The sequence below is a fragment of the Phyllobacterium sp. 0TCS1.6A genome, assembly GCF_026420825.1.
In the GTDB taxonomy this organism is placed as follows: Bacteria; Pseudomonadota; Alphaproteobacteria; order Rhizobiales; family Rhizobiaceae; genus Phyllobacterium.
Map to the genome: position 1 here is coordinate 144444 of NZ_JAPMAB010000003.1, position 20346 is coordinate 164789.

A 20346-nucleotide genomic window follows, 5' to 3' on the forward strand; every position below is an offset into this window, starting at 1 on the left:
TCAGACATTTCCTTGCGCTTGAATGAGTGCGTCGAGTTCGGCGCGGGTGGAGGCGCCCTCCATGGGGCCGGCCCTGGTGACCGCGCGGGCGCCGGAAGCATTGGCGTAGCGCAGCGCGTCGGCTGGCGGCATGCCCTTCAGCCAGAAGGTGACGAAGGTGGCGCCAAAACAGTCGCCGGCGCCGGTAGGATCGACCTCCTCGACCTTGTAGCTGTCGAGGTCGACCTGCGTGTCCTTGTCGAAATAGCTCGCGCCCTTGTTGCCGCGCTTGACGACGATCGCCTTGATGCCCTTCGCAAGCAGTTCGGCGACGGCTTCCTTTTCCGTGCCTGCCTCGGCGAAGAGAAAGAGTTCCTCACCACTCGGCATAAACAGGTCTGTCATCGACAGTACGGTCCGCAGGGCTTCGCGCATCCCGGGGCTATCGAGAATTTCGGCACGCAGGTTGGGGTCGAAGGACACCGTACCGCCGGCGCCCTTGATGCGTTCGACGGCAGTGAGGATGCTGGCGACGACGCTTGGGGAATATAGCGCGGTGCCCATGACGTGCATGTGCGTGCAGGCATCTATCAGCGCGAGCGCCTTGTCCGACAGTTCGATCGTGCCGCAGGCGCTGTGGCGGATGTTGAAAACGAAGGAGCGTCCACCATCCTCGCGGTAACGCACGAACGCGCTGCCGGTCGTAGCGAGCGGAGCCACTTCGATGCCGGAGACATCAACGCCATCCTCGGTCAGACGGTTGATATTGACCCAGCCGAAATCGTCATCGCCCACGCGCGAGATGATGGCGCACTCCTGGCCGAGCTTGCCGACCTGATCGATGAAGATGGCTGGTGCACCGGAGGGAAACGGGCCGATCAGCGGCACGGCTTCGCGAAATCCGTTGCCGCGATCAGTGGCAATGATCTCAACGAGAATTTCGCCGATGGTGAGGATTTTCGACATGGATGCTGCTTGCTCTGATTACTGCTTGGCGCGCTTTGAGCGCACGTCGAGATAGACGGCGATGAGGATGACGAGGCCCTTGACGATGAGCTGATAGAAGTACGGCACCGACAGCATGTTCATGCCGTTGTTGAGGACGCCGATGATCAAGGCACCGATCAGCGTGCCGATCATGGTGCCGACGCCGCCGGCAAGGCTGGTGCCGCCGAGAACGGCTGCGGCAATGGCGTCGAGTTCGTAGCTCATGCCGGCATTGGTTTGCGCCGAGAACAGGCGCGACGAGAGCAGGATGCCGCTGATCGCCGCCATGACGCCGGAGATCATGAAGATGACGATCTTCAAACTGTCGACCTTGATCCCGGAATAATGCGCCGCCTCCTTGTTGCCGCCGGTGAGATAGGCGCGGCGGCCGAACTTGGTCTTGCTCAACAGGATGTGGTTGAACAGGAACAGGACGGCGACGACCCAGATGACGATCGGGATGCCGATGAAACTCTGGGTGCCGATGGCGGTCCAGCTGGGTTCCATGATCATTGCCGGCGCGCCATTGGTCGGCAGGCTGACCATGCCGCGATAGATGCCCATCGTGGCGACGGTCACGATAAAAGACGGCAATAGCAGTTTCGCTGTCAGTACGCCGTTGACGAGGCCGAGAAGCGCGCCCGCAACCAGTGTCAGGAACAGCGCCGGCGCGAAACCGAGACCGAAGGCGAAACACTGGGCGCCGACCATGCCGGCGACCGCGATGATCGAGCCGATCGACAAGTCGATTTCACCAAGCAGGATGACCCAGGTCATGCCGAAGGCTGCAATCGCGATGACCGAAACCTGTTGCAGGATGTTCAGGAAGTTCGCCACCGACATGAAACGCTGGTTGGCGACGGAGAAGATCACGCACAATATGATCAGCGATAGAAAAATACCGCCATATTGTCTCATGACCTGTTTGAAAGCGGCGCTGGCTGCGCTCTTGTCACTCATGATGTAAATCCTGTGGCAAAGCTCATGATCTTTTCCGGCGTCATCTGGTCGGGATCGGCGATCGCCGTGACCTTGCCCTCGCTCATCACGACGACGCGGTCGCTCATGCCGATGACTTCCGGAAGTTCAGACGACACCAGCAGGATTGCCGTGCCTTCTGCCGCCAGCTGGCGGATGATCTTGTAGATTTCGAATTTGGCGCCGACGTCGACGCCGCGCGTCGGTTCGTCGAGGATGAGTATTTTCGGCTGGGTCAGAAGCCATTTGGCCAGCACGATCTTCTGCTGGTTGCCGCCGGACAGCGAGCCGGCGCTGATGTCGAGCGATGCGGTCTTGATGGCCAGTCGGTCAACTTCTGCATTGGCGGCTTGACGCTCGCTGCGGCGTTTCAGGAATCCGAGCGGGCTCGAAAAACGGTTCAGCGCCACCATCGAAATATTGCTTTCGACACTATGGCCGAGAACCAGCCCTTCTTCCTTGCGGTTTTCGGTGGCAAAACCGATGCCGCGGCTGATGGCATCGACCGGCGAGGCAATCGTCACCTCCTTACCGTCGATGGCCACCGTACCGGCGGAAGCGCGCGCAATGCCGAACAGCGTGTTCATGACCTCTGAGCGACCGGAGCCGATCAACCCGAAGAAGCCAAGGATTTCGCCGGAACGAACCTCAAAAGACACGTTTTCGAACTCGTCGCCGCGTGACAGGCCCTTGACGGCAAGCACAGGTCCCTTGGTTGTCGCTGGTGCGGCAACCTCACGCGCCGGATAGATCTCGTTCATGTCGCGGCCCACCATCAGGGCGATCAATTCGGCAATGGTCACTTCGGTCTTGTCGCGCGTGGTGATGTAATTGCCGTCGCGCACGACGGTAATGTCGTCGCTCAGCCGCATGATTTCTTCCATGCGGTGAGAAATGTAGATGACCGCGACGCCACGGGCCTTCAAACGGGCGATGATCTCAAACAGGATTTCGGCTTCGCTGTCGCTGAGCGAGGAGGTCGGCTCGTCGAGAATGACGACCTTGGCCTCGATGCTGAGGCCTTTTGCGATCTCGACCAACTGGCGCTGAGCGATGGATAGGTCGCCGACCCTGGTCGTGACGGAGACCGGCAGACCAAGCTCCTTCACCAGTTCGGCAGCTTTTCGAACGAGAGCCTTGTCGTTGATGAAGCCACCACGTGAAGGCTCGCGCGTCGCCAGGATGTTTTCAGCAACCGTCATGTTGTTGCAGAGACTGAGTTCCTGAAAGACGATCGTGAGGCCCGCCCTGGCAGCATCCTGCGGACTGGTCGGCGCGTAAGGCTGGCCATCGAGCAGGATCGAACCCGAGGTCGGCTGGTAGACGCCGGCCAGGATCTTCATCAGCGTCGACTTGCCGGCGCCGTTTTCACCGAGAATGGTATGAACGCGACCCGATTTCACCGAAAGCTGCATGTCTTTCAGCGCAGTCACAGCGCCGAAGACCTTTGTCACGTCCTTGATTTCAAGAATTAGATTGTCGTCCGAGATCGTCACGACGTCACCTTTCACCGAGAGGGCGGGCCGTTTCGCAACGGCCTGACACTTCTTCTTCCTGATCCTGCACATCGCTGCCGAAAACCAAACAGTATCGGCGTGGCTGCGGACGGAAGCGGTCTCCATGCGGCAGGCGTCAACCTCGCATGGATCGCCTTTGGGAGATTACTGCTTCTTCGTGTAGACGCCCGGCACGATCGGCTGTTCGGCGGGGACGTCCTTGCCTGCCTGCAGGTCCAGCGCCGTATCGACGGCAAGCTTGCCCATCTGGTCCGGGAACTGCTGGATGACGCCGACCATGTCCGGATCACTATCGACGGCCTTTATGGCTTCCGGCATGCCGTCGAAACCGATGACCTTGACCTTGCCGGTCAGGCCCGAGGACTTGACTGCGACCGCGGCGGCGAGAGCGGCGTCATCGCCGAAGCCGAAAATGCCAGCGATGTCCGGGTTGGCCTGCAGCATGTTCTGGGCAACGGCCAGCGCTTCTGCACGGGTAATGCCGGTCTGGACCGATACGATCTTTATGTCCGGGTGTTTGGCGATGGCGTCCTTGAAGCCGTTGACGCGGTTCACCACCGACTGCACGAGCGGGTAGTCAATGATGGCGACATTGCCTTTTCCGCCGAGCTGCTCGGCCATCAATTCGCCGGCCTTGACGCCACCAGCATAGTTGTCGGTGCCGATGTAGGAGGAAACCTTGACGCCTTCGACAGGAACGTCGACCGTGATGATCTTGATGCCGGCTGCCTGGGCGCGGGCAACGGCTGCAAGTGCGCCCTTGCTGTCGACCGGGGACATGATGATGACGTCGACGCCCTTGACGATGAAGTCTTCGATGTCGGCGAGCTGCTTGTTCAGGTCCTGGTTGGCGATCGCGATTTCCACCGGAACATTCTTGGCCTTGGCTTCGGCAGTGATCGCCTTGGCGAGCTCGTTATAAAATGGGTGCTGCTGGGTTAGCAGCGATGCGCCAACGCCTTCGGCGTGAGCTGCAGCCGCGGCAAACGCCATGCTGGCGGTAACCAGAAGTGTGTTGGCGATAGTCTTAAAGGTCATTTTAGTCCTCCCAGTCCATAAGGCCCGTTTACGGCGACGATCCATCTGGGCGGGCCTCCAGCTGCCAGCGGATGTTTCCAACATATCCTTTAAAATTTACGCGCGTCAAGAAATTTTAAATCATACGTAAAATATCAGACCGATAACCATGCCGCTTGAAGGAACGGGGCTGAACGGTGCTGGGCGCGGGGTGAGGGATTTGGACCGTTGCGGCTACGGCATGGTGCATCAACGAAACGAGCGCCTCATCGTCCGACAAGGCGCTCGCTCTTCGCTGTCAGTATCAGGGATCGGGATCAGCCGTCGGTGTGAAGTTCGGCCGCCGATCTGCTTTTGTCGTTCAGGTCATCGAAACGATGGTCGAACTCATCCTCGGCCTTCAACGCCTTGCCCTGGAAGGTGCCGGCTGCCTTCAGCAAGTCGATCGTATCCTGCTGGCGCGGAATGATCTCGGATTTCCAGTCCGGGATGTAGCTTTCGCCGCTCTCGGCATGGATGACGGCCTGGGCGTCCTCGGCGCTCAGCCTCTGGTCCTTGACCAGGTAGTCCCGGGCCCAGGTCTCCGCGTTGCTGTTCTTCCAGAGATGGGCGCGGTACCAATGGACGACGAGGTCGCGGATCGCGGCCGCCTGCGCCGGATCGGCGAGCGCGGACTTGGCGGCATACAGAATCTTCAGGTTCTTGTTGCCGCCATCGGCGTCTTCGATCTCGCGGGCTCCGGTTCCGGCGACGGACTTCAGATAGCGCGCTCGATCGGGCTGCTTGAGAACGGCGGCGTCGATCTGGCCGGCACGCAGAGCATCCGCGAACTCGGCAAGGCCCAGATTGACCGGCTGAATGTCTTCAGGCTTCAGGCCGCTCGCGCGCAGGTTCCTGAAGACGATCGCCTGCTGGGCGGTGCCGGGATTGATGCCGACCTTCTTGCCCTTGAGGTCCTTCAATTCGTTGATACCGGATTCGGGAGACGTCGCAATAATGGTGCTGGGGCCTTCCGTCACCACTACGCCGACGATGACGACCTCGGCGCCGGAGAAGTGGGCCAGGATCGGCGGCACATCACCGACGGCGCCTACCTGCGCGGCGCCCGCACGGATGGCTTCGAGGCGGAGAGGGCCGCTCGTGAAATTGGCGAAGGACACGTCGGCGGCGAGCTTGTCGTATTCGCCGGAGAGCTTCAGGAGGCTGGCGGCGTTATTCGCATCGTCGGCGAGAACGATCTTGGTGCCGCTCGGGACTTTCGTGGGAAGCGCCGGATCATCCGCCAGGGCCGATGTAGCGACCAATGCGGAGAAAATGGCGGCAATCCCCGCCAGGAATGCTTTCGAGGATCTTTGCATGTCGGCCTCTCAGTGCTGTCGCTGGGGAACGCCCAGATGTTCAAGGATTTCGGTTCGGTACGCTTCAAAACGGGTAGGGGATGCCCGGACGTCTTCGGTCTTCTCGTCATAGGAGACTATCCCGTCAGTGATGATCAGAACCCGATCCGCCAACCGCAGCGACTCTTCCACGTCATGCGTCACGAAGAGCACGGCGGGCTGGTGCCGGCTGCAAAGATCGAGAAGCAGTCGCTGCATCCGTATCCTCGTCAGGGCATCGAGTGCGCTGAAGGGCTCGTCCGCAAGAATAAGCTCAGGTCTTCGAACGAGGGAACGCGCCAGCGCCACCCTCTGCTGTTCGCCACCCGACAACGTTTTGGGCCAGGCATCGGTGCGATGCTGGAGTTCGACTTCTTCCAGCGCCCTCAGCGCCGCCGCTCGGGCATCCGGATCGTCCAGACCGAGCGTCACATTGTCGATGACCTTCTTCCAGGGTAGCAGCCTCGAGTCCTGGAACAGAACGGAACGCCGGGAGGGGACGGCGATGGTGCCCGTCCCGTCGACGCCCTCGTCCAACCCGGCGAGCGCACGCAGGATGGTGCTTTTACCGGAACCGCTCTTGCCGAGCAGCGCCACGAACTCTCCCTTGTGGATCTCAAGATTGACGCCATGCAGGACCGTATTGCCGTGGAACCGACGGACGAGCCCCCGTGCGCGCACGGCGACTTCACGTCGGGTCAGCCCTTTGACTACTGCTCGAGCGACTGACGCCATGACAGGACCCTCCTTTCGATGATCCGGACGGCAGCATCGGACGAAAAGCCGAGTACGCCATATATGATGAGCCCGAGCAGCACGAGTTCGGTCTGGCCATAGGTTCGCGCCTGGCTGATCATGTAGCCGATGCCGCTTGTCGCATTGATGGTTTCGACAACCACGAGGGCGGTCCACGCCCCGGTGACGCCAAGCCTCAAACCCGTAAAGAAGCCGGGGAGGGAGGCGGGAATGACGATGTCGCGGACGAAGCGCTTCCGTGTAAGCGCGACGGTCTGACCGAGTTCGACGTAACGCCGATCGATGCTGCGCAGCGCGGCATGCGTGTTGATGTAGATGGGCACCATGACGCCGAGCGCTATCACCATGATTTTCATCGTTTCACCGATTCCAAGCCAGATGATGAAGAGCGGGATGAGCGCGAGGTTCGGGATGGCTCGCTTCACCTGGACGTTGCCGTCGATGACGGAATCGCCAAATCTGCTTAGCCCGGCGAGCACGGCGAGCACGAAACCAAGCAAAACGCCGATACCGAGCCCCAATGCGGCACGCTGCAACGACATCAGGAGATCGTTCGCCAGTACGCCTGTCGCGATCGTTTCGTTGAAGGCGGTGAGGACGGCGGCCGGCCCGGGCAACTTGGCAGGCGACACCCACTGCTGGGCGGATGCCACGTACCATAGGTGGATGACAAGGACCGGCCCCAGGATACGCTGACCGGGGATCGACGGCTTCGGAAGCAGCCGGACACTCGTGGGAGCGCCGCGGCCGACCTCGCTATCGGGACGCTCTTCCGGCGGAGAAAACGATACCAGTGTCATGTTCCGCCTCACTCATTCTGCCGCGACGGCGAAGACACGCGACGCCCGCGTTACATTTGGCCGATCGAGACCGAGATGTTCCCGCAGCGTCGCCCCCTCATATTCGGTACGGAACAGGCCGCGGTTCTGGAGGATCGGCACGACGTTGTCGACGAAGGCCGCCAGCGACGTGGGCAATGCCGGCGGTATGAGATTGAAGCCGTCGGCGGCCCCGTTCTCGAACCAATGCTGGATCGTGTCCGCGACCTGGTCTGGCGTGCCGGTCGCGATGCGATGTCCGCGGCCTGCGGCCAGACGGCGAAGCAGCTGCCGCAGCGTGACCGTCTCGGTGGAGGTGAGGTGATGCACGAGATCGTGGCGGCTTTTCTGGTCAGTGGCGATTTCCCCGCGCGGCGGTATCCGGACCACGTCGTCGAGATCATGGTTCGAATAGTCGATACCGGTTATCCGCTTGAGCTGTGCCAGCCCGTAGGTGGGGAGCGTCAGATCCTCGAACTTGTCCTGCAGGCGCTTCGCCTCCTCTTCCGTTCCGCCGATAAAGAAGGAGAGACCGGGAAGAATGTGGACCTTGTCCGGATCCCTACCGTAGGTTCGCACCCTGGATTTCACGTCGGCGTAGAACGCCTGCGCCTCGTCGAGTACCGGCTGCGCGGTGAAGATCGCTTCCGCGAAGCGAGCAGCGAGATCCTTCCCGGGTTCCGACGAGCCTGCCTGGAAGACAACCGGGCGACCTTGCGGCGAGCGGGGAACTTCGAGCGGGCCCGCAACATCGAAGTGCTTTCCGTGATGATCGATGCGATGGATGCCGTCTGGCTGGACGAAGGTGCCGCCCTCCTTGTCTCCCAGGATCGCGTCGTCGTCCCAGCTGTCCCAGAGACGGTTGACAATTTCGAGGAATTCGGCGGCCCTCTCATACCTGGCGTCCGGATCGGGATGATATCCCAGGCTGAAGTTGGCGGCGGCGGCGGCGTTTGCCGTGGTGACGGCATTCCACGCTGCCCGACCCTTGCTGACATGGTCCAGGGTGGCGAACCTGCGGGCAAGGCCGTAGGGATCGTTGTAAGTGGTCGATGCGGTCGCGACCAGACCGATCCGCTCGGTAACGCCGGACAATGCGGCGATGAGGGTAAACGGGTCGAGCGAGTCCCATGGCCTGTCTTGGGCTCGATCCTTCAAAACCGGGTGGTCGGCGAAGAAGATGGCGTCGAGCTTTCCGCGTTCGGCGATCCGGGCGAGGTTCTGGTAGTGATCGATATCCGTTACAGACGCGATGCGGGTCTCCGGAAGTCGCCACGCGGCCTCGTGCTGGCCGACATTGCGAAGAAACGCATTAAGGTGGAGCTGTCGAGTGTAGGTCATGGCTTCCTCCAATCTATCTTTTTATACTCGACTTGGTTGATAGACTTTGCGAGGCACATTTTTTTCCTTATGGTCGATGCAGGGAGCAAATGTCTCCAAAGGGCAGGGCGTTTGGAGCTGAATGGAGCTTTGAAGTCGATTGCTTCAGCCGTTTCTCGCTGAGCAATGGCGCCCTGTCTGGACGAAATCGCACGAACCTTCTGAAGGAATAAGCCCATGACATCGGTCCGTCGTATCGCACTTGCAAGCAGGCCAACCGGGGAGCCCGGTCCGGAAAACTTTCGTCTCGAGACGTTCGAATTGCCGGAAGCGGCCGAGGGAGAAGTCACCGTAAGGTCGCTTTACCTCTCGCTCGATCCCTACATGCGCGGTCGCATGAGCGATGCGAAGTCCTATGCGGCGCCGGTTCCGGTCGGCGGCGTCATGGAAGGCGAGGCGATTTCGGAAGTCGTCAAATCCAGACATACAAAGTTCGCACCAGGCAACATCGTTCGCGGCCGAACGGGATGGAGCAGTCACGCCGTGGTCAGCGGCGATGTATTGAAGCCTGTCGAAACTCACGGCGCGCCGATCACGACGGCGATCGGGGCTCTTGGAATGCCCGGCTTTACCGCATGGAGCGGACTGAAATTCATCGGGAAACCTAAAGAAGGAGAAACGGTTGTCGTCGCCGCCGCGTCCGGTCCGGTGGGTTCCATGGTCGGCCAGCTCGCGAAACTGGCTGGCGCCAGAGCCGTCGGCATAGCCGGTGGTCCCGAGAAATGCGCTTTCGTGAAGGACGAACTCGGATTCGATGCGGTCATCGATCACCGATCGAAGGAATTTGCCTCGGGTCTCGAGGCAGCATGTCCGAATGGTATAGACGTGTATTTCGAGAATGTCGGCGGGCATGTCTGGGACGCCGTCCTGCCGCTGCTCAACCAGTTCGCTCGTATCCCCGTTTGCGGCCTGGTCGCTCATTACAATGGATCGGGATCGGCTGAGACCGACCGACTGCCGGGGACGATGTCCGCGATCCTGCGCCGCAGCCTGCTCGTCCGCGGCTTCATACAGACGGAGTTTGCCAGCCATTTCGACGAATTCCTGGGTGAAGTAGGACCTCGCCTCGCGGCAGGCGAGATCAAGTACCGGGAAGATATCGTCGACGGGCTCGAGAACGCCCCGGAAGCCTTCATCGGCATGCTGACCGGAGGCAACTTCGGCAAGTTGATCGTCAAGATCGCCGACTAGGCTGCGAGGTATGCAGTGCTTGCGCCAAGCCGCCGCAAACCGGACAAGTGGCGCGATCAGCGCTGCAGACAACATGCTCTCAAATTCGGCTTCGAAGAGCGCCAGCCAGCTTCGGTTTTGCCGAATGGACACCGATGGCCACCGTCGTCAACAAACGAGGATCTGATATCGCAGCGATCGGAAAACACACCTTGAGTCGCCGGGTCTTCGATGAGCCGTAGTCGATGACATTGCGTCACCCTTCTGCTCGCTGGATTTCAGCGTAAATTGTTTCTATCCGAGCGGCTTCTGCGTCGCTGAGCGCCGAAAACTCTCTATCGCGGGCCCGACCTGACAGGTGCCCTCCGTTCTGGCGTAGGAAGCGGAACAGCAGGTCCAGCAAGCGATCGGGCATATCGATCATCTGCTGTACTTCAAGCTTGAACGCGTCATAGATGCGAAGGAACGCCGTTTCGGCCGGCAGGTCCACATCGATCGTCTGGGCTACGCATTCGAACAGGAACGTGGCGTGCGGCGTTGCGTCGAAATAGCGGTAAAAGTCGGCGGTGTCATTCAGCACTGCGACATTGCCACGGTCCGTTGATTGCCAACGAATAAGCGGCAAAAGGCGCCTTGAGTAGCTTTCCAATGCGGTTCGATAGGCATCGATGCGATCCAGGATGACTGACGAGACCGGGAAGACGAGACCGGGAGGGTTGAACCCGCGCTCGGCGAGAACATGATGGATCAGATAGCGGTGCAATCGGCCGTTTCCGTCCTCGAAAGGGTGGATGTAGACGAAGCCGAAGGCGATAGCTGCGGCGGCGAGTACAGGATCGAGCCGCTGTGCCGCGCCGCTGTCGAAAGAGGCCAGGCCGTCGATCAGCGAGGGCAGATCTTCGTGTCGGGCGCTGACATGATCGGGGATCGGCGCGCCCGTCTGGCGATCGTGCTCGCCAATGAAGCCACCGTCGACACGCAGGCCGAGATGGACGAAGCGGGCATCGCCGATGACAATACGCTGTAACCGCTCCAGTTCGGCACGGTCTATCGGCCGGCGGCCGGCTTCGCCGATCACCTGGCCCCAACGCTGGATGCGATCTTGTGGCGGAGTTTCTCCCTCGATCTGGAAGCTCGAGCGCGAATCCTTGAGCAGCAGGAATGCAGCGGTGCGCGCAAGCAGGTCTGCCGGCACTTCGGCGATCAACCGCCGCGCTTCGTCACCAAGCCCGCGCGCAACGAACGCCGCGAGTGCGGGCGTGCGGAAGATCATCGGGCAGAAGGCTGGTGTCCCGGGCAAATTGTTCTTCACCCGATGTCTCGTCGAATTCGTTCCACTTACCGCGAATTGGCGATCTGGATCGACGACAAGGGCATAGGTGCCCTGTGCCGCGTCGGGCAGATCGAGAGGTGTATCAAGCAGCCATTCGTAAAGAAACCACAGCCGCCGCGCATAGGCGCCAGTAGGCGCTGCGCGCACCAGGTCAGCGATTGGCTCAGGACCTGTTTCCCGGAAAAGAGCTTTCAGAACCGCAAGGTCCAGCCCTTCATAGCGCAACGCGAAGGTCAGATGCCCAACGAGACCGTTGTCCGGTTGGTGGCGCGGGGTATAAATATTCCAATTCTCGGCCTGATAGACTTTGTGGCGTGGGCCTATCGCTGACAGGGTCATTGGCACTGGTACGGATAGTTCAAAAGCATCAATCAGGGCGGCATAGCCGACAGGGATGGCGGATTCTGGCATGCCGCGGCCGTGAAAGATGCTGACCGCGCCTGAAAACGGCTTTTTTTGTCCCTGTTCCATGAATCCTGGTATTTGCTTCGGAAACTGTGTCTGGGCGTAAGGTCTCATGAAAATCGATCATTGGCAATGAATTTCGATGACAACAAGGACGAACTTACGAATATTGATTCTCCGGGTCCTCGCGCCGCCGCTCGCCGGTGGTCGGACCGAGGAGCAGGACAAATCTGAAAAATCTCTGGGCAAGTCCGCGACTTTCGCTACGCTGGCGAGGAAGCACAAGATGCTTCACCAAAAGAGGATGGAACATGAAGAAACTAATATTGGTAACTGCTTTGGCCGCTGTCGCTTTTGCATCATGTGCTGGCGCTCAGGAGATCCGCATCGCAACCGAGGGTGCTTACCCGCCGTTTAATTCCCTTAAAGCCGATGGTACGCTCGAGGGGTTCGACGTCGACATTGCCAATGCGCTGTGTGCCGAAATGAAAGCGACGTGCACCATAGTCGCGCAAGATTGGGACGGCATCATTCCGGGCCTGATGGCCAAGAAATACGATGCGATCGTCGCGTCCATGAGCATCACGGAAGAGCGCAAGCAGCAGATCGACTTCACCAACAAGTACTACACGACACCACTTGCGGTTGTGGTTCCCAAGGACAGCACGCTTGCCGGCGTATCCGTGGAAGACATGAAGGGCAAGGTCGTCGGCGCACAGGCATCCACGACGCAAGGCAATTACGCCACCGACAGTTACGGCAAGAACGGCGCGGACGTGAAACTTTATCCAACGCAGGACGAAGCGGCTGCCGACATGCAGAATGGCCGGATCGATGCACTGATTTCCGACAAGTTCGTGGTAGCCGATTGGCTCAACAATGCCGGCAAGGAATGCTGCAAGATGCTTGGAGATGTTGCGGGAACAGAAACGGAGGCCGGTATCGGCATACGCAAGGGCGACGCCGAACTCCGTGCCAAGTTTAACAAGGCGATCGACGCCGTCGTAGCCAACGGAACATACAAGAAAATCGTAGCGAAGTATTTTCCGTTCGATATCTATTGATCTGCGACTAGCCATCCGGTGAAGCCACCGGATGGCTAGTCGGTTCCATAACCTATCTTATCTGACTTTGATGCCTGAGTGGGTGGGTTCAAGGATGAAGTGCGACTTGCGATAGATAACAATGGCTTATCACTTGCAAGGAACCCGTCATGGAGCGCACCTACTCCCAGATTGACATGGATGAACGGCGCAAGATTGCGCGCTGGCGAACAGCCGGTGTCAATGTCGATATCATTGCCGAGAAGCTTGGTCGTCATCGTTCGACGATTTTCCGCGAGCTCACGCGCAATCGTTTCATCGATGCGCAGATACCGGATCTCAACGGATACTATTGTGTAACGGCGAACGACATGGCGCGAGCCTGGCAGAAAGGCTCTGTAGAGAATATGAACCAAACGAGTGAGACGCTATCTGCCGCGCGACACCGATCTCCTGTCCCTTCCCCATCAATGCGTGCGATCGATCTGCGAGCGGCTGAACACGACACCTCGAAAGTGTCTCGGCTACAGGACACCAACGGAAGTGTTCAGGGAGCAGCTTGTTGAAATTGTATCGCTGCCGGAATAACCTGTCCTACCCGCCGTTGCATTTGAAATAGAACCCACAGGTTCAGATCAGCGCCAAGGGCGTTTTGCCTTCAATCGTGCCCCGACACCGAAAGAGCAATTCGAGGCAATCGTCGCGTGAATTCCGTCAAGAAGCTCGCAGACCACGTCAATTCTAAAAATTGCACCACAACCTTCCTCGGCTCTGCCGTGATTCCCGCTGCGAAAGGACCGGAATCAAGTGAAGTGCTTCGCGGCAATCAGCCGTCCCACTTGAAATTCCTCACACAGTTGAGCCTTCTGGAAAAATTCTTTAGTTTCTCAAGGATTCATGCTGCCGTTCAACGCAATCTCTAGATTGTCGCGCAGCTCACCATCTCAATCCGGCAGCAATGCCAAAAACATGAGGGACCGAGGGCGGATTATTGACAGAAACAAGTGTGCAAGACGAAATCAATTCAGAGGCAATTCCTCAGCCGGAAGGCGCAACCCAGATCATCGATACTGACTATGAAATCGGTCAGGACAACATTAATTATCGGCGTCGGTTCGTTTTTGAACTCGATATTCACAATATTGTATTCAGTGTATCTGCCATTGGTATCGTTGCGTTCACGATTCTTACACTCGCCTTCCAGAACACGCTTGGTTCATTTTTCGCGGAATTGCGAGATTTCCTGACATCCAATCTCGACTGGTTCTTTCTTGCTGCGGGCAATGTGTTTGTTTTGCTCTGCATTGCCCTGATCGTGCTTCCATTAGGTAAAATTCGCCTTGGCGGGCCTGGAGCCACACCGGACTATGGCTATGTGTCGTGGTTCTCGATGCTGTTTGCCGCTGGCATGGGCATCGGGCTGATGTTTTATGGCGTGTCAGAGCCGCTCGGTAATTTTACCGCCGCCATGCAAGGGCCGGTAACAGGCCCTGACGGCCTGCGCACGGATTGGTCGCCCTTGAATGGCATGGCTGGCGATGCAGAAGGGGCGCGGCGTCTGGCGATGGCGGCGACCATATTCCATTGGGCGCTGCACCCTTGGGCCATCTACGCCATTGTCGCACTTTCTCTGGCGCTCTTTACCTTCAACAAGGGATTGCCCTTGACCTTGCGCTCTGTCTTCTACCCGATCTTCGGCGAAAGGGTTTGGGGTTGGCCGGGACATATCATCGACATTCTAGCCGTCTTCGCTACGATATTCGGATTGTCCACATCGCTCGGAATCGGCGCGCAGCAAGCGAGCGCCGGACTGGAATTTCTATTCAATATTCCGTCTAGCCAAGGCGAAATGGTGATCCTGATTATTCTCATTACCGCGATTGCGACCGCATCAGTCGTTGCGGGGATGGATAAAGGGGTCAAGCGTCTTTCCGAAATCAATATGGCGCTGGCCCTCCTGCTTCTCGTTTTCATTATTCTTGTTGGCCCGACGCAACAGATTTTCACGGGCTTCTTCAAGAACCTGCTCGCTTATGTGGAATATCTCCCGGCTCTGTCCAATCCGGTCGGGCGGACGGATCATAATTTCCGCCATGGCTGGACAGCCTTTTATTGGGCATGGTGGATAAGCTGGTCACCTTTCGTCGGAATGTTCATCGCCCGCGTCAGCCGTGGCCGTACGGTGCGCGAATTCGTGATTGCCGTGCTTCTCATACCTTCCATCGTGTCAACGCTTTGGATGACAGCGCTTGGCGGTACTGCCATCAGCCAAGTGGTCGATCAGGGTATGACTGCGGTACAATCGGCGGCGCTTGAACTGCAACTGTTCCAAATGCTAGCAGGATTGCCGCTTACGTCCATCACGTCGCTGATAGGCATCATTCTTGTCGTCGTGTTCTTCGTGACTTCATCCGATTCCGGTTCCCTTGTAATCGACACGATCAGCGCGGGCGGCAAGATAAATGCGCCCACTCCGCAGCGCGTATTCTGGGCCACTTTCGAGGGACTCCTGGCTATCGCCCTGCTTTTGGGTGGTGGCTTGGCCGCATTGCAGGCCATGGCCGTTTCTACGGGGTTTCCGTTCGCGATTGTCCTTCTCGGTGCCTGCGTGGCGCTGGTGAAAGGACTTGTGGCGGAACCACGATAGAAGGGTGCCGTCGGCGGCTTTTGCCGTAACTCTGACAGCGTCATATCGTGATATAAAGCCGCCCCCTGTAAAAAGGCGACTTTATGACCGACCGATTTGGTAGGGCCTATTACGCTTCGATCCCCTGCGACGGAGCGGGCAAGGCAGGCCGTTTCACCTGCCATGCCTTGAAATCCGCGCCGCTTGGGTTCTGGAACACCGACAGGCCGAATTCCGGCAGCAGCGCAAACAGGTGGTCAAAAATGTCGGACTGGATCGCCTCGTAATCGTGCCACGCAATGGTTTTCGTGAAGCAATAGATCTCCAACGGCAGCCCCTCCGGTCCCGGCTGAAGCTGGCGCACCAGAATCGTCATGTTCTGGTGAACCTGCGAGTGCGCCCGCACATAGGCTTCCACATAGGCGCGGAACGTGCCCATATTGGTGATGCGGCGGGTATTGGCGGTGATGCTTCCCTTGTCGCCCAGCTTGCCGTTCCATTCCTTCAATTCTTCCTGCTTACGTTGCAGGTAATTTTCCAGAAGGCGGAAACGACCCAGCTTTTCGATTTCTTCCTGTGTCAGGAAACGAATGCTGGTCTGGTCGAGATAGATCGAGCGCTTGATGCGCCGCCCGCCTGCTTCCTGCATCCCGCGCCAGTTCTTGAATGATTCCGTTACCAGTTTGCGAATGGGGATCGTCGTAATGGTCTTGTCCCAATTCTGGACGCGAACCGTATGCAGCGCGATCTCAATCACATCGCCGTCCGCATTCAGGGCGGGCATTTCAATCCAGTCGCCCACGCGCACCATGTCGGTGGACGAAATCTGAATGCCTGCCACCAACGACAGCAAGGTATCCTGAAACACCAGAATGAGGACCGCCGCCATTGCGCCCAAGCCGGACAGGAGAATGAGCGGCGAACGGTCGATGAGGGTTGCGATCATCAGGATTGCGGCAATCGCATAAATGGCGATTTTGACAATCTGGATATAGCTCCTGATCGGCTTCAGCTTCGCTTCCGGCCTTCGATGGTAAATGGTGTCCACCACGTTCAGGGCTGCGGCCAGCGCCATTGCAAGCGTCAGGATGATAAAGGCGTTTGACACGTTGCGCACCACTGTCACGGCGGCGGCTGGCAGATGCGGCACGAGCGCGATACCGGAGGCAATCACGAAAGCGGGCATGATGTTGGCGAGGCGTTCGATGACGCCATATCGGCGCAACTCTTCGTCACGCCCGTAGGCGGTGCGGCCAAGGAAGCGATTGACGACGCGCAGCAAAATCTTTTTGAGGACAAAATTGGCAAAAAGGGCTGCAAGGACCAATACGGATAAAGCAATCAGTGTGTAAATCCACGGATAGGCGGCGAGGAATGCTTCCAGCGTTTCCGTCATTATTCCGGTGTTCTCCTTTGATCGATGGGGGAAAGATTGCGAGCAGGTCGCAAACAACAACTATAGCCTGAAAATGAACTGCATTTGAACCACAGGATGTGATGGAGTTGTCCAATCGCACGTGGGGTGTCAAGCATTCTGATGTTGAAACGACGCTGCCGGGTGCATGGTTGTCTTCGCGGTCGACATTATCCGCCGCATGATGGAGCTTCGCGTAACGAGCCTTCAATGTGGACAACGCAGCAGCTGAGACAGCGATGCAACCCCATCACATCCTCATTCGCCCTTGTCAGAGGCGGTAGACCCGCACGGCATTGTCATGAAAAAGTGCCCGCTGATCGGCAGATGGCAGATGGGCGACCGATCGCTTGAAGTTGTCGTAGATGTCGGAAAAATTCATCTGCAGGCGGGCAACGGGATAGTCGGTGCCGAACATGCAGCGCTGTGGTCCGAATGCCGCAATGCAGTCGAGCACTACGCCTTCGACGCTTTCGAAGGTCCATTCGGGATCGTAGGCCCCGGGATTGGAGATTTTCAAAAGCACGTTCGGTCGTTCGGCGATCCGCTTCAGGCCGTCGCGCCACCGCTGCATTCCGGCTTCGTCGCGGTCGATCGGGCTGCCGCAATGGTTGATGACCAGCCGCAAATCAGGAAAGGCACCGGCCAGGTCGAAGACTGCATCGGCCTGGTAGGGATACATCATGAGTTCGAGATGCAACCCAGCATCATCGACGAGGCCGACGTCGCGTCGCCAATCCGCATCATATGCTAGATCAGGCCGCGAAACAAAGGACTTCGCAGGCGCGTGCGGATGGAAGCTGAGAATGCCGCGCACACCGATCACGCGGTCATAAGCGGCCTGCGCGGCGATCAGGCTTGCCGCCGCCGGAGTGCCCAGCGCTGCGCCCGCAATGTAGCGGGCGGCCACCGAACTGGACTTGTCCAGCGCTTCCAGCCAGCGCGTCTCGCCAACCGGATCGGCGGCATCCCACAGTGCTTCGATGTGCACGGTGGCGACGACATCGTGGCTTGCGCTGTCGCGCAGATAATCGGCGACGAGATAGTTATGCATCAGGTTCTCAAGGCCGGGAAGCGGGACCGCCGAATCCGAGGGTGTCAGCCATGGGTGCTTGCCCATGGAAAGGTCCCACAGGTGATGATGGGCATCCACGATCGGGCCGTCATAGAGCTTTGCCATCATACATTTCTCCGTCCAGGTTCAGAGGTCAGCCGGCACGGGCATGGTCCGCCAGCACTTCGAGGAACCGCATGCAGCGATCGATCTGCTCGAGGGCGATCCATTCATCGGTGATGTGGGCTTCCGAATCCTGTCCCGGGCCGCAAAGCACCGTGGCCATGCCGGCCTTCTGGAAAATGCCGGCTTCGGACCCGTAGTCGACGACCATGGTTTCGTTCGTGCCTGCGAACCGTTTGGCCAGGGCTTCCGCTTCCGAACCGGGAGCCGCGACAAGCGGCGGGACGTCGTATGCCACGCTGGTGTCCACCCGCGCGTCCTTGTGGCGTGCGCGCGTGCCGGGCAGCACCGAGCTATCGACGAAGGCGGCGATGCGATCCTGCACTTCGTCGGTCAGGCCGAGGCGGGTTGCACGTATATCCCATTGGAACGAACAGTCGCCGGCGACCGTGTTGCGCGCTGTACCGCCATTGATGACGCCGACACTGACCGAGCTGTACGGCACCACGAAGCGGGAACCGGGCTCGGGCTCACTCGCCAGCTGGTCGGCGCAGCGATGCAGTTCCTCGATGATCGTCGCCGCCGCGAATATAGCATTGGTACCAAGGTCGACGCGCGAGGAATGAGCAGCAAAGCCGGTGACCTTGGTCAGCATGCCACAGCTGCCCTTGTGGCTGTCCACCACGCGCATCGCGGTCGGCTCGCCGACGAAAACGGCGCGAGGCCTGGCGACGGCTTTGTTCAAATGATCGACCAGACCGTGGACGCCAAGGCAGCCGACTTCCTCGTCATAGGAAAAGGCCAGATGGATCGGCGTCCGCAGCCCCGCGGTCTTCAACGCTGGCGCCATCGCCAGCGCGCAGGCGACAAAGCCCTTCATGTCGGTGGTTCCGCGACCGTAGAGCCGTCCGCCTTCGCGGGTGAGCTTGAAAGGATCGCGCTGCCACTCCTGTCCCTCGACCGGAACGACGTCCGTGTGGCCGCTCAGGACGTAGCCAGCCTGTGCGGGATCGCCGATAGTGGCGAAGATATTCGCCTTCTGGCCCGAGGCGTCGGGAATGATGGTCGAACTCATGCCGTGACTGTCGAGATAGTCGCGGACATAGTGGATCAGCTCCAGATTGGAACGATGGCTGACAGTGTTGAAGGCAACCAGTCGCTCCAGGATTTCGACGGCACGAGCGGAATTGGTGCTCAAGAATCTACCTCGTCGGCAAACAATGGCGGCTTCGCCGGCCAGCTTGATGGATCACCCGCTGATGCTATACGCAGTGATGAAATTCGCATACTATTGAATGTGATAGTCCGTGGGGCGACTCATCAAGGTGAGGAAAGGCACAGGTGAAAGACGTTCATACTCTATCTTCACAGCAAGGGGCGGTCCACTCCCTGATTGCCGGCCTGACCGGCCATGTCGCCGGAGCCGAAACCGCCGCCGAACTCTACCTTTCGGAATTCGTTGAGGCCATGGGCTTCGAGTATTTCTCCTACGCCACCATGCCCTCGTGGAGCGGCGGCTCCGAAGGGTTGGTCATCACCAACTACCCGCCGAGCTGGCAGCGGCTCTACCGGCAGGAATCCTATCATCATATCGATCCTGTGATGACGCAGGGGAGCCGGGCCGTGCTACCGTTCAGGTGGGGAAGCAGGGAGTATCTGGACGGCCTATCGGCCAATGAACGGCGCTTGTTCATCGAGGCCCGCGACCACCGCATCGGCGAAGGCTTCACCATCCCCGTCCATGGACCGCAGGGTGAATTCGGACTATTCAGCGTGGCGAACAAAGAAAGCCTGCCAGAACTGGCCGATCCCTCGAGCTCCGTCTACCAAGGTCTAATGACGGTCGCGCCCTTCGTCCATGCATATAGCCTGACGTTTGGACGGGAAGATACACCTCCCGATGTGTTGCTCACCGAGCACGAACGGGTCTGCCTGAAATGGACCTCGCTGGGCAAGACGGCCTGGGAAATCGCGCAGATCATCGGACGCAGCAAACCGACGGTCGAATACCATCTGCAGAAGGCAATGAGGAAAATGGCAGCGGCGAATAAAGCTCATGCTGCTGCGCTCGCCATGAAGCGCGGACTGATCTGAACGGACGCGATCGTCCTCGTCAGAGGATAGATAACCGTTTGAAAAAGAAATATAAAGTTGATAACAAGGAAGTAATATACCGGGACGAATAGCGGTGTACACTGAGGATATCGAATACTTTACCGGAAGCTCGCATGTGGCACCTCTCAGCGATGAGTCAGGCGTGCCTAACGCGTGGAAGGCATATACGAAATCGGAAATGTCTATCCGGCTAGCAAACGTTTCGAATGATATCAGCCCCTTAGCCGATTTGATGCCGAAGACTCACACTAGGCT

Annotated in this window: 16 protein-coding genes and 1 pseudogene; 5 read left to right on the forward strand and 12 right to left on the reverse strand. The window is 58.8% G+C overall.

Annotation, left to right across the window (positions count from 1 at the left end; translation table 11 throughout):
* The 8 genes from OSJ75_RS08860 to OSJ75_RS08895 all read right to left on the reverse strand — a co-directional run bounded on the left by OSJ75_RS08860 (nucleotide 1) and on the right by OSJ75_RS08895 (nucleotide 8769).
* The gene (locus OSJ75_RS08860; protein ID WP_267227627.1) at nucleotides 1-945 is read right to left on the reverse strand and encodes a sugar kinase; all 945 of its coding nucleotides are present in this window, start codon (nucleotides 943-945) and stop codon (nucleotides 1-3) included.
* An 18-nt stretch (nucleotides 946-963) separates the two neighbouring features.
* The gene (locus OSJ75_RS08865; RefSeq protein ID WP_267227628.1) at nucleotides 964-1926 is read right to left on the reverse strand and encodes an ABC transporter permease; all 963 of its coding nucleotides are present in this window, start codon (nucleotides 1924-1926) and stop codon (nucleotides 964-966) included.
* Nucleotides 1923-3440, reverse strand: coding sequence for a sugar ABC transporter ATP-binding protein (locus tag OSJ75_RS08870; RefSeq protein WP_267227629.1), 1518 nt, complete (start codon nucleotides 3438-3440; stop codon nucleotides 1923-1925). Before OSJ75_RS08870 ends, OSJ75_RS08865 begins: the two co-directional genes overlap by 4 nt.
* 165 nt (nucleotides 3441-3605) lie before the next feature.
* The gene (locus tag OSJ75_RS08875) at nucleotides 3606-4454 is read right to left on the reverse strand and encodes a substrate-binding domain-containing protein (RefSeq protein WP_416362547.1); all 849 of its coding nucleotides are present in this window, start codon (nucleotides 4452-4454) and stop codon (nucleotides 3606-3608) included.
* A gap of 341 nt (nucleotides 4455-4795) precedes the next feature.
* On the reverse strand, nucleotides 4796-5836 hold the full coding sequence (locus OSJ75_RS08880; RefSeq protein ID WP_267227631.1) for an ABC transporter substrate-binding protein: 1041 nt from the start codon (nucleotides 5834-5836) through the stop codon (nucleotides 4796-4798).
* Between the two features lie 9 nt (nucleotides 5837-5845).
* Nucleotides 5846-6589 carry an ABC transporter ATP-binding protein gene (locus tag OSJ75_RS08885; RefSeq protein ID WP_267227632.1) on the reverse strand — a complete coding sequence of 248 codons (744 nt, stop codon included), beginning with the start codon at nucleotides 6587-6589 and terminating at the stop codon, nucleotides 5846-5848.
* A complete protein-coding gene (locus OSJ75_RS08890) occupies nucleotides 6565-7410 on the reverse strand; it encodes an ABC transporter permease (protein ID WP_267227633.1) in 846 nt (281 codons plus the stop codon). The genes OSJ75_RS08885 and OSJ75_RS08890 overlap by 25 nt, the downstream gene beginning before the upstream one ends.
* 12 nt (nucleotides 7411-7422) lie before the next feature.
* Nucleotides 7423-8769, reverse strand: coding sequence for an LLM class flavin-dependent oxidoreductase (locus tag OSJ75_RS08895; RefSeq protein ID WP_267227634.1), 1347 nt, complete (start codon nucleotides 8767-8769; stop codon nucleotides 7423-7425).
* Between the two features lie 216 nt (nucleotides 8770-8985).
* Between OSJ75_RS08895 and OSJ75_RS08900 the strand changes: the two genes are divergently transcribed.
* On the forward strand, nucleotides 8986-9999 hold the full coding sequence (locus OSJ75_RS08900; RefSeq protein ID WP_267227635.1) for an NADP-dependent oxidoreductase: 1014 nt from the start codon (nucleotides 8986-8988) through the stop codon (nucleotides 9997-9999).
* 235 nt (nucleotides 10000-10234) lie between these two features.
* Here the strand turns inward: OSJ75_RS08900 and OSJ75_RS08905 are convergent, their stop codons facing one another.
* The gene (locus tag OSJ75_RS08905) at nucleotides 10235-11782 is read right to left on the reverse strand and encodes a Fic family protein (protein WP_267227636.1); all 1548 of its coding nucleotides are present in this window, start codon (nucleotides 11780-11782) and stop codon (nucleotides 10235-10237) included.
* A 245-nt stretch (nucleotides 11783-12027) separates the two neighbouring features.
* Here OSJ75_RS08905 and OSJ75_RS08910 point away from each other — a divergent pair, with 245 nt between their 5' ends.
* The 3 genes and pseudogenes from OSJ75_RS08910 to OSJ75_RS08925 all read left to right on the forward strand — a co-directional run bounded on the left by OSJ75_RS08910 (nucleotide 12028) and on the right by OSJ75_RS08925 (nucleotide 15406).
* On the forward strand, nucleotides 12028-12780 hold the full coding sequence (locus OSJ75_RS08910; RefSeq protein ID WP_267227637.1) for an ABC transporter substrate-binding protein: 753 nt from the start codon (nucleotides 12028-12030) through the stop codon (nucleotides 12778-12780).
* A 149-nt stretch (nucleotides 12781-12929) separates the two neighbouring features.
* Nucleotides 12930-13139: pseudogene (locus OSJ75_RS08915) on the forward strand (helix-turn-helix domain-containing protein); the annotation flags it as partial.
* Between the two features lie 626 nt (nucleotides 13140-13765).
* Nucleotides 13766-15406 carry a BCCT family transporter gene (locus OSJ75_RS08925; protein ID WP_267227638.1) on the forward strand — a complete coding sequence of 547 codons (1641 nt, stop codon included), beginning with the start codon at nucleotides 13766-13768 and terminating at the stop codon, nucleotides 15404-15406.
* A 109-nt stretch (nucleotides 15407-15515) separates the two neighbouring features.
* Here the strand turns inward: OSJ75_RS08925 and OSJ75_RS08930 are convergent, their stop codons facing one another.
* The 3 genes from OSJ75_RS08930 to argE form a co-directional block, all read right to left on the reverse strand.
* Nucleotides 15516-16781: a mechanosensitive ion channel family protein gene (locus tag OSJ75_RS08930; protein WP_267227639.1), complete on the reverse strand. Its 1266-nt coding sequence runs from the start codon at nucleotides 16779-16781 to the stop codon at nucleotides 15516-15518.
* 289 nt (nucleotides 16782-17070) lie between these two features.
* Complete coding sequence (locus OSJ75_RS08935; protein ID WP_267227640.1) at nucleotides 17071-17982, reverse strand: amidohydrolase family protein; 912 nt, start codon at nucleotides 17980-17982, stop codon at nucleotides 17071-17073.
* Nucleotides 17983-18007: 25 nt separating this feature from the next.
* Nucleotides 18008-19174 carry an acetylornithine deacetylase gene (argE, locus tag OSJ75_RS08940; RefSeq protein ID WP_267227641.1) on the reverse strand — a complete coding sequence of 389 codons (1167 nt, stop codon included), beginning with the start codon at nucleotides 19172-19174 and terminating at the stop codon, nucleotides 18008-18010.
* A gap of 143 nt (nucleotides 19175-19317) precedes the next feature.
* Here argE and OSJ75_RS08945 point away from each other — a divergent pair, with 143 nt between their 5' ends.
* Nucleotides 19318-20070: a helix-turn-helix transcriptional regulator gene (locus OSJ75_RS08945; protein ID WP_267227642.1), complete on the forward strand. Its 753-nt coding sequence runs from the start codon at nucleotides 19318-19320 to the stop codon at nucleotides 20068-20070.
* Nucleotides 20071-20346: the final 276 nt, after the last annotated feature.

What these genes read in the sequence shown, in the direction of transcription:
- OSJ75_RS08860 (WP_267227627.1), bottom strand. Translation starts at nt 945, where the DNA reads ATGTCGAAAATCCTCACCATCGGCGAAATTCTCGTTGAGATCATTGCC.
- OSJ75_RS08865 (WP_267227628.1), bottom strand. Translation starts at nt 1,926, where the DNA reads ATGAGTGACAAGAGCGCAGCCAGCGCCGCTTTCAAACAGGTCATGAGA.
- OSJ75_RS08875 (WP_416362547.1), bottom strand. Translation starts at nt 4,454, where the DNA reads ATGGCGTTTGCCGCGGCTGCAGCTCACGCCGAAGGCGTTGGCGCATCG.
- OSJ75_RS08880 (WP_267227631.1), bottom strand. Translation starts at nt 5,836, where the DNA reads ATGCAAAGATCCTCGAAAGCATTCCTGGCGGGGATTGCCGCCATTTTC.
- OSJ75_RS08885 (WP_267227632.1), bottom strand. Translation starts at nt 6,589, where the DNA reads ATGGCGTCAGTCGCTCGAGCAGTAGTCAAAGGGCTGACCCGACGTGAA.
- OSJ75_RS08890 (WP_267227633.1), bottom strand. Translation starts at nt 7,410, where the DNA reads ATGACACTGGTATCGTTTTCTCCGCCGGAAGAGCGTCCCGATAGCGAG.
- OSJ75_RS08895 (WP_267227634.1), bottom strand. Translation starts at nt 8,769, where the DNA reads ATGACCTACACTCGACAGCTCCACCTTAATGCGTTTCTTCGCAATGTC.
- OSJ75_RS08900 (WP_267227635.1), top strand. Translation starts at nt 8,986, where the DNA reads ATGACATCGGTCCGTCGTATCGCACTTGCAAGCAGGCCAACCGGGGAG.
- OSJ75_RS08905 (WP_267227636.1), bottom strand. Translation starts at nt 11,782, where the DNA reads ATGGAACAGGGACAAAAAAAGCCGTTTTCAGGCGCGGTCAGCATCTTT.
- OSJ75_RS08910 (WP_267227637.1), top strand. Translation starts at nt 12,028, where the DNA reads ATGAAGAAACTAATATTGGTAACTGCTTTGGCCGCTGTCGCTTTTGCA.
- OSJ75_RS08930 (WP_267227639.1), bottom strand. Translation starts at nt 16,781, where the DNA reads ATGACGGAAACGCTGGAAGCATTCCTCGCCGCCTATCCGTGGATTTAC.
- OSJ75_RS08935 (WP_267227640.1), bottom strand. Translation starts at nt 17,982, where the DNA reads ATGATGGCAAAGCTCTATGACGGCCCGATCGTGGATGCCCATCATCAC.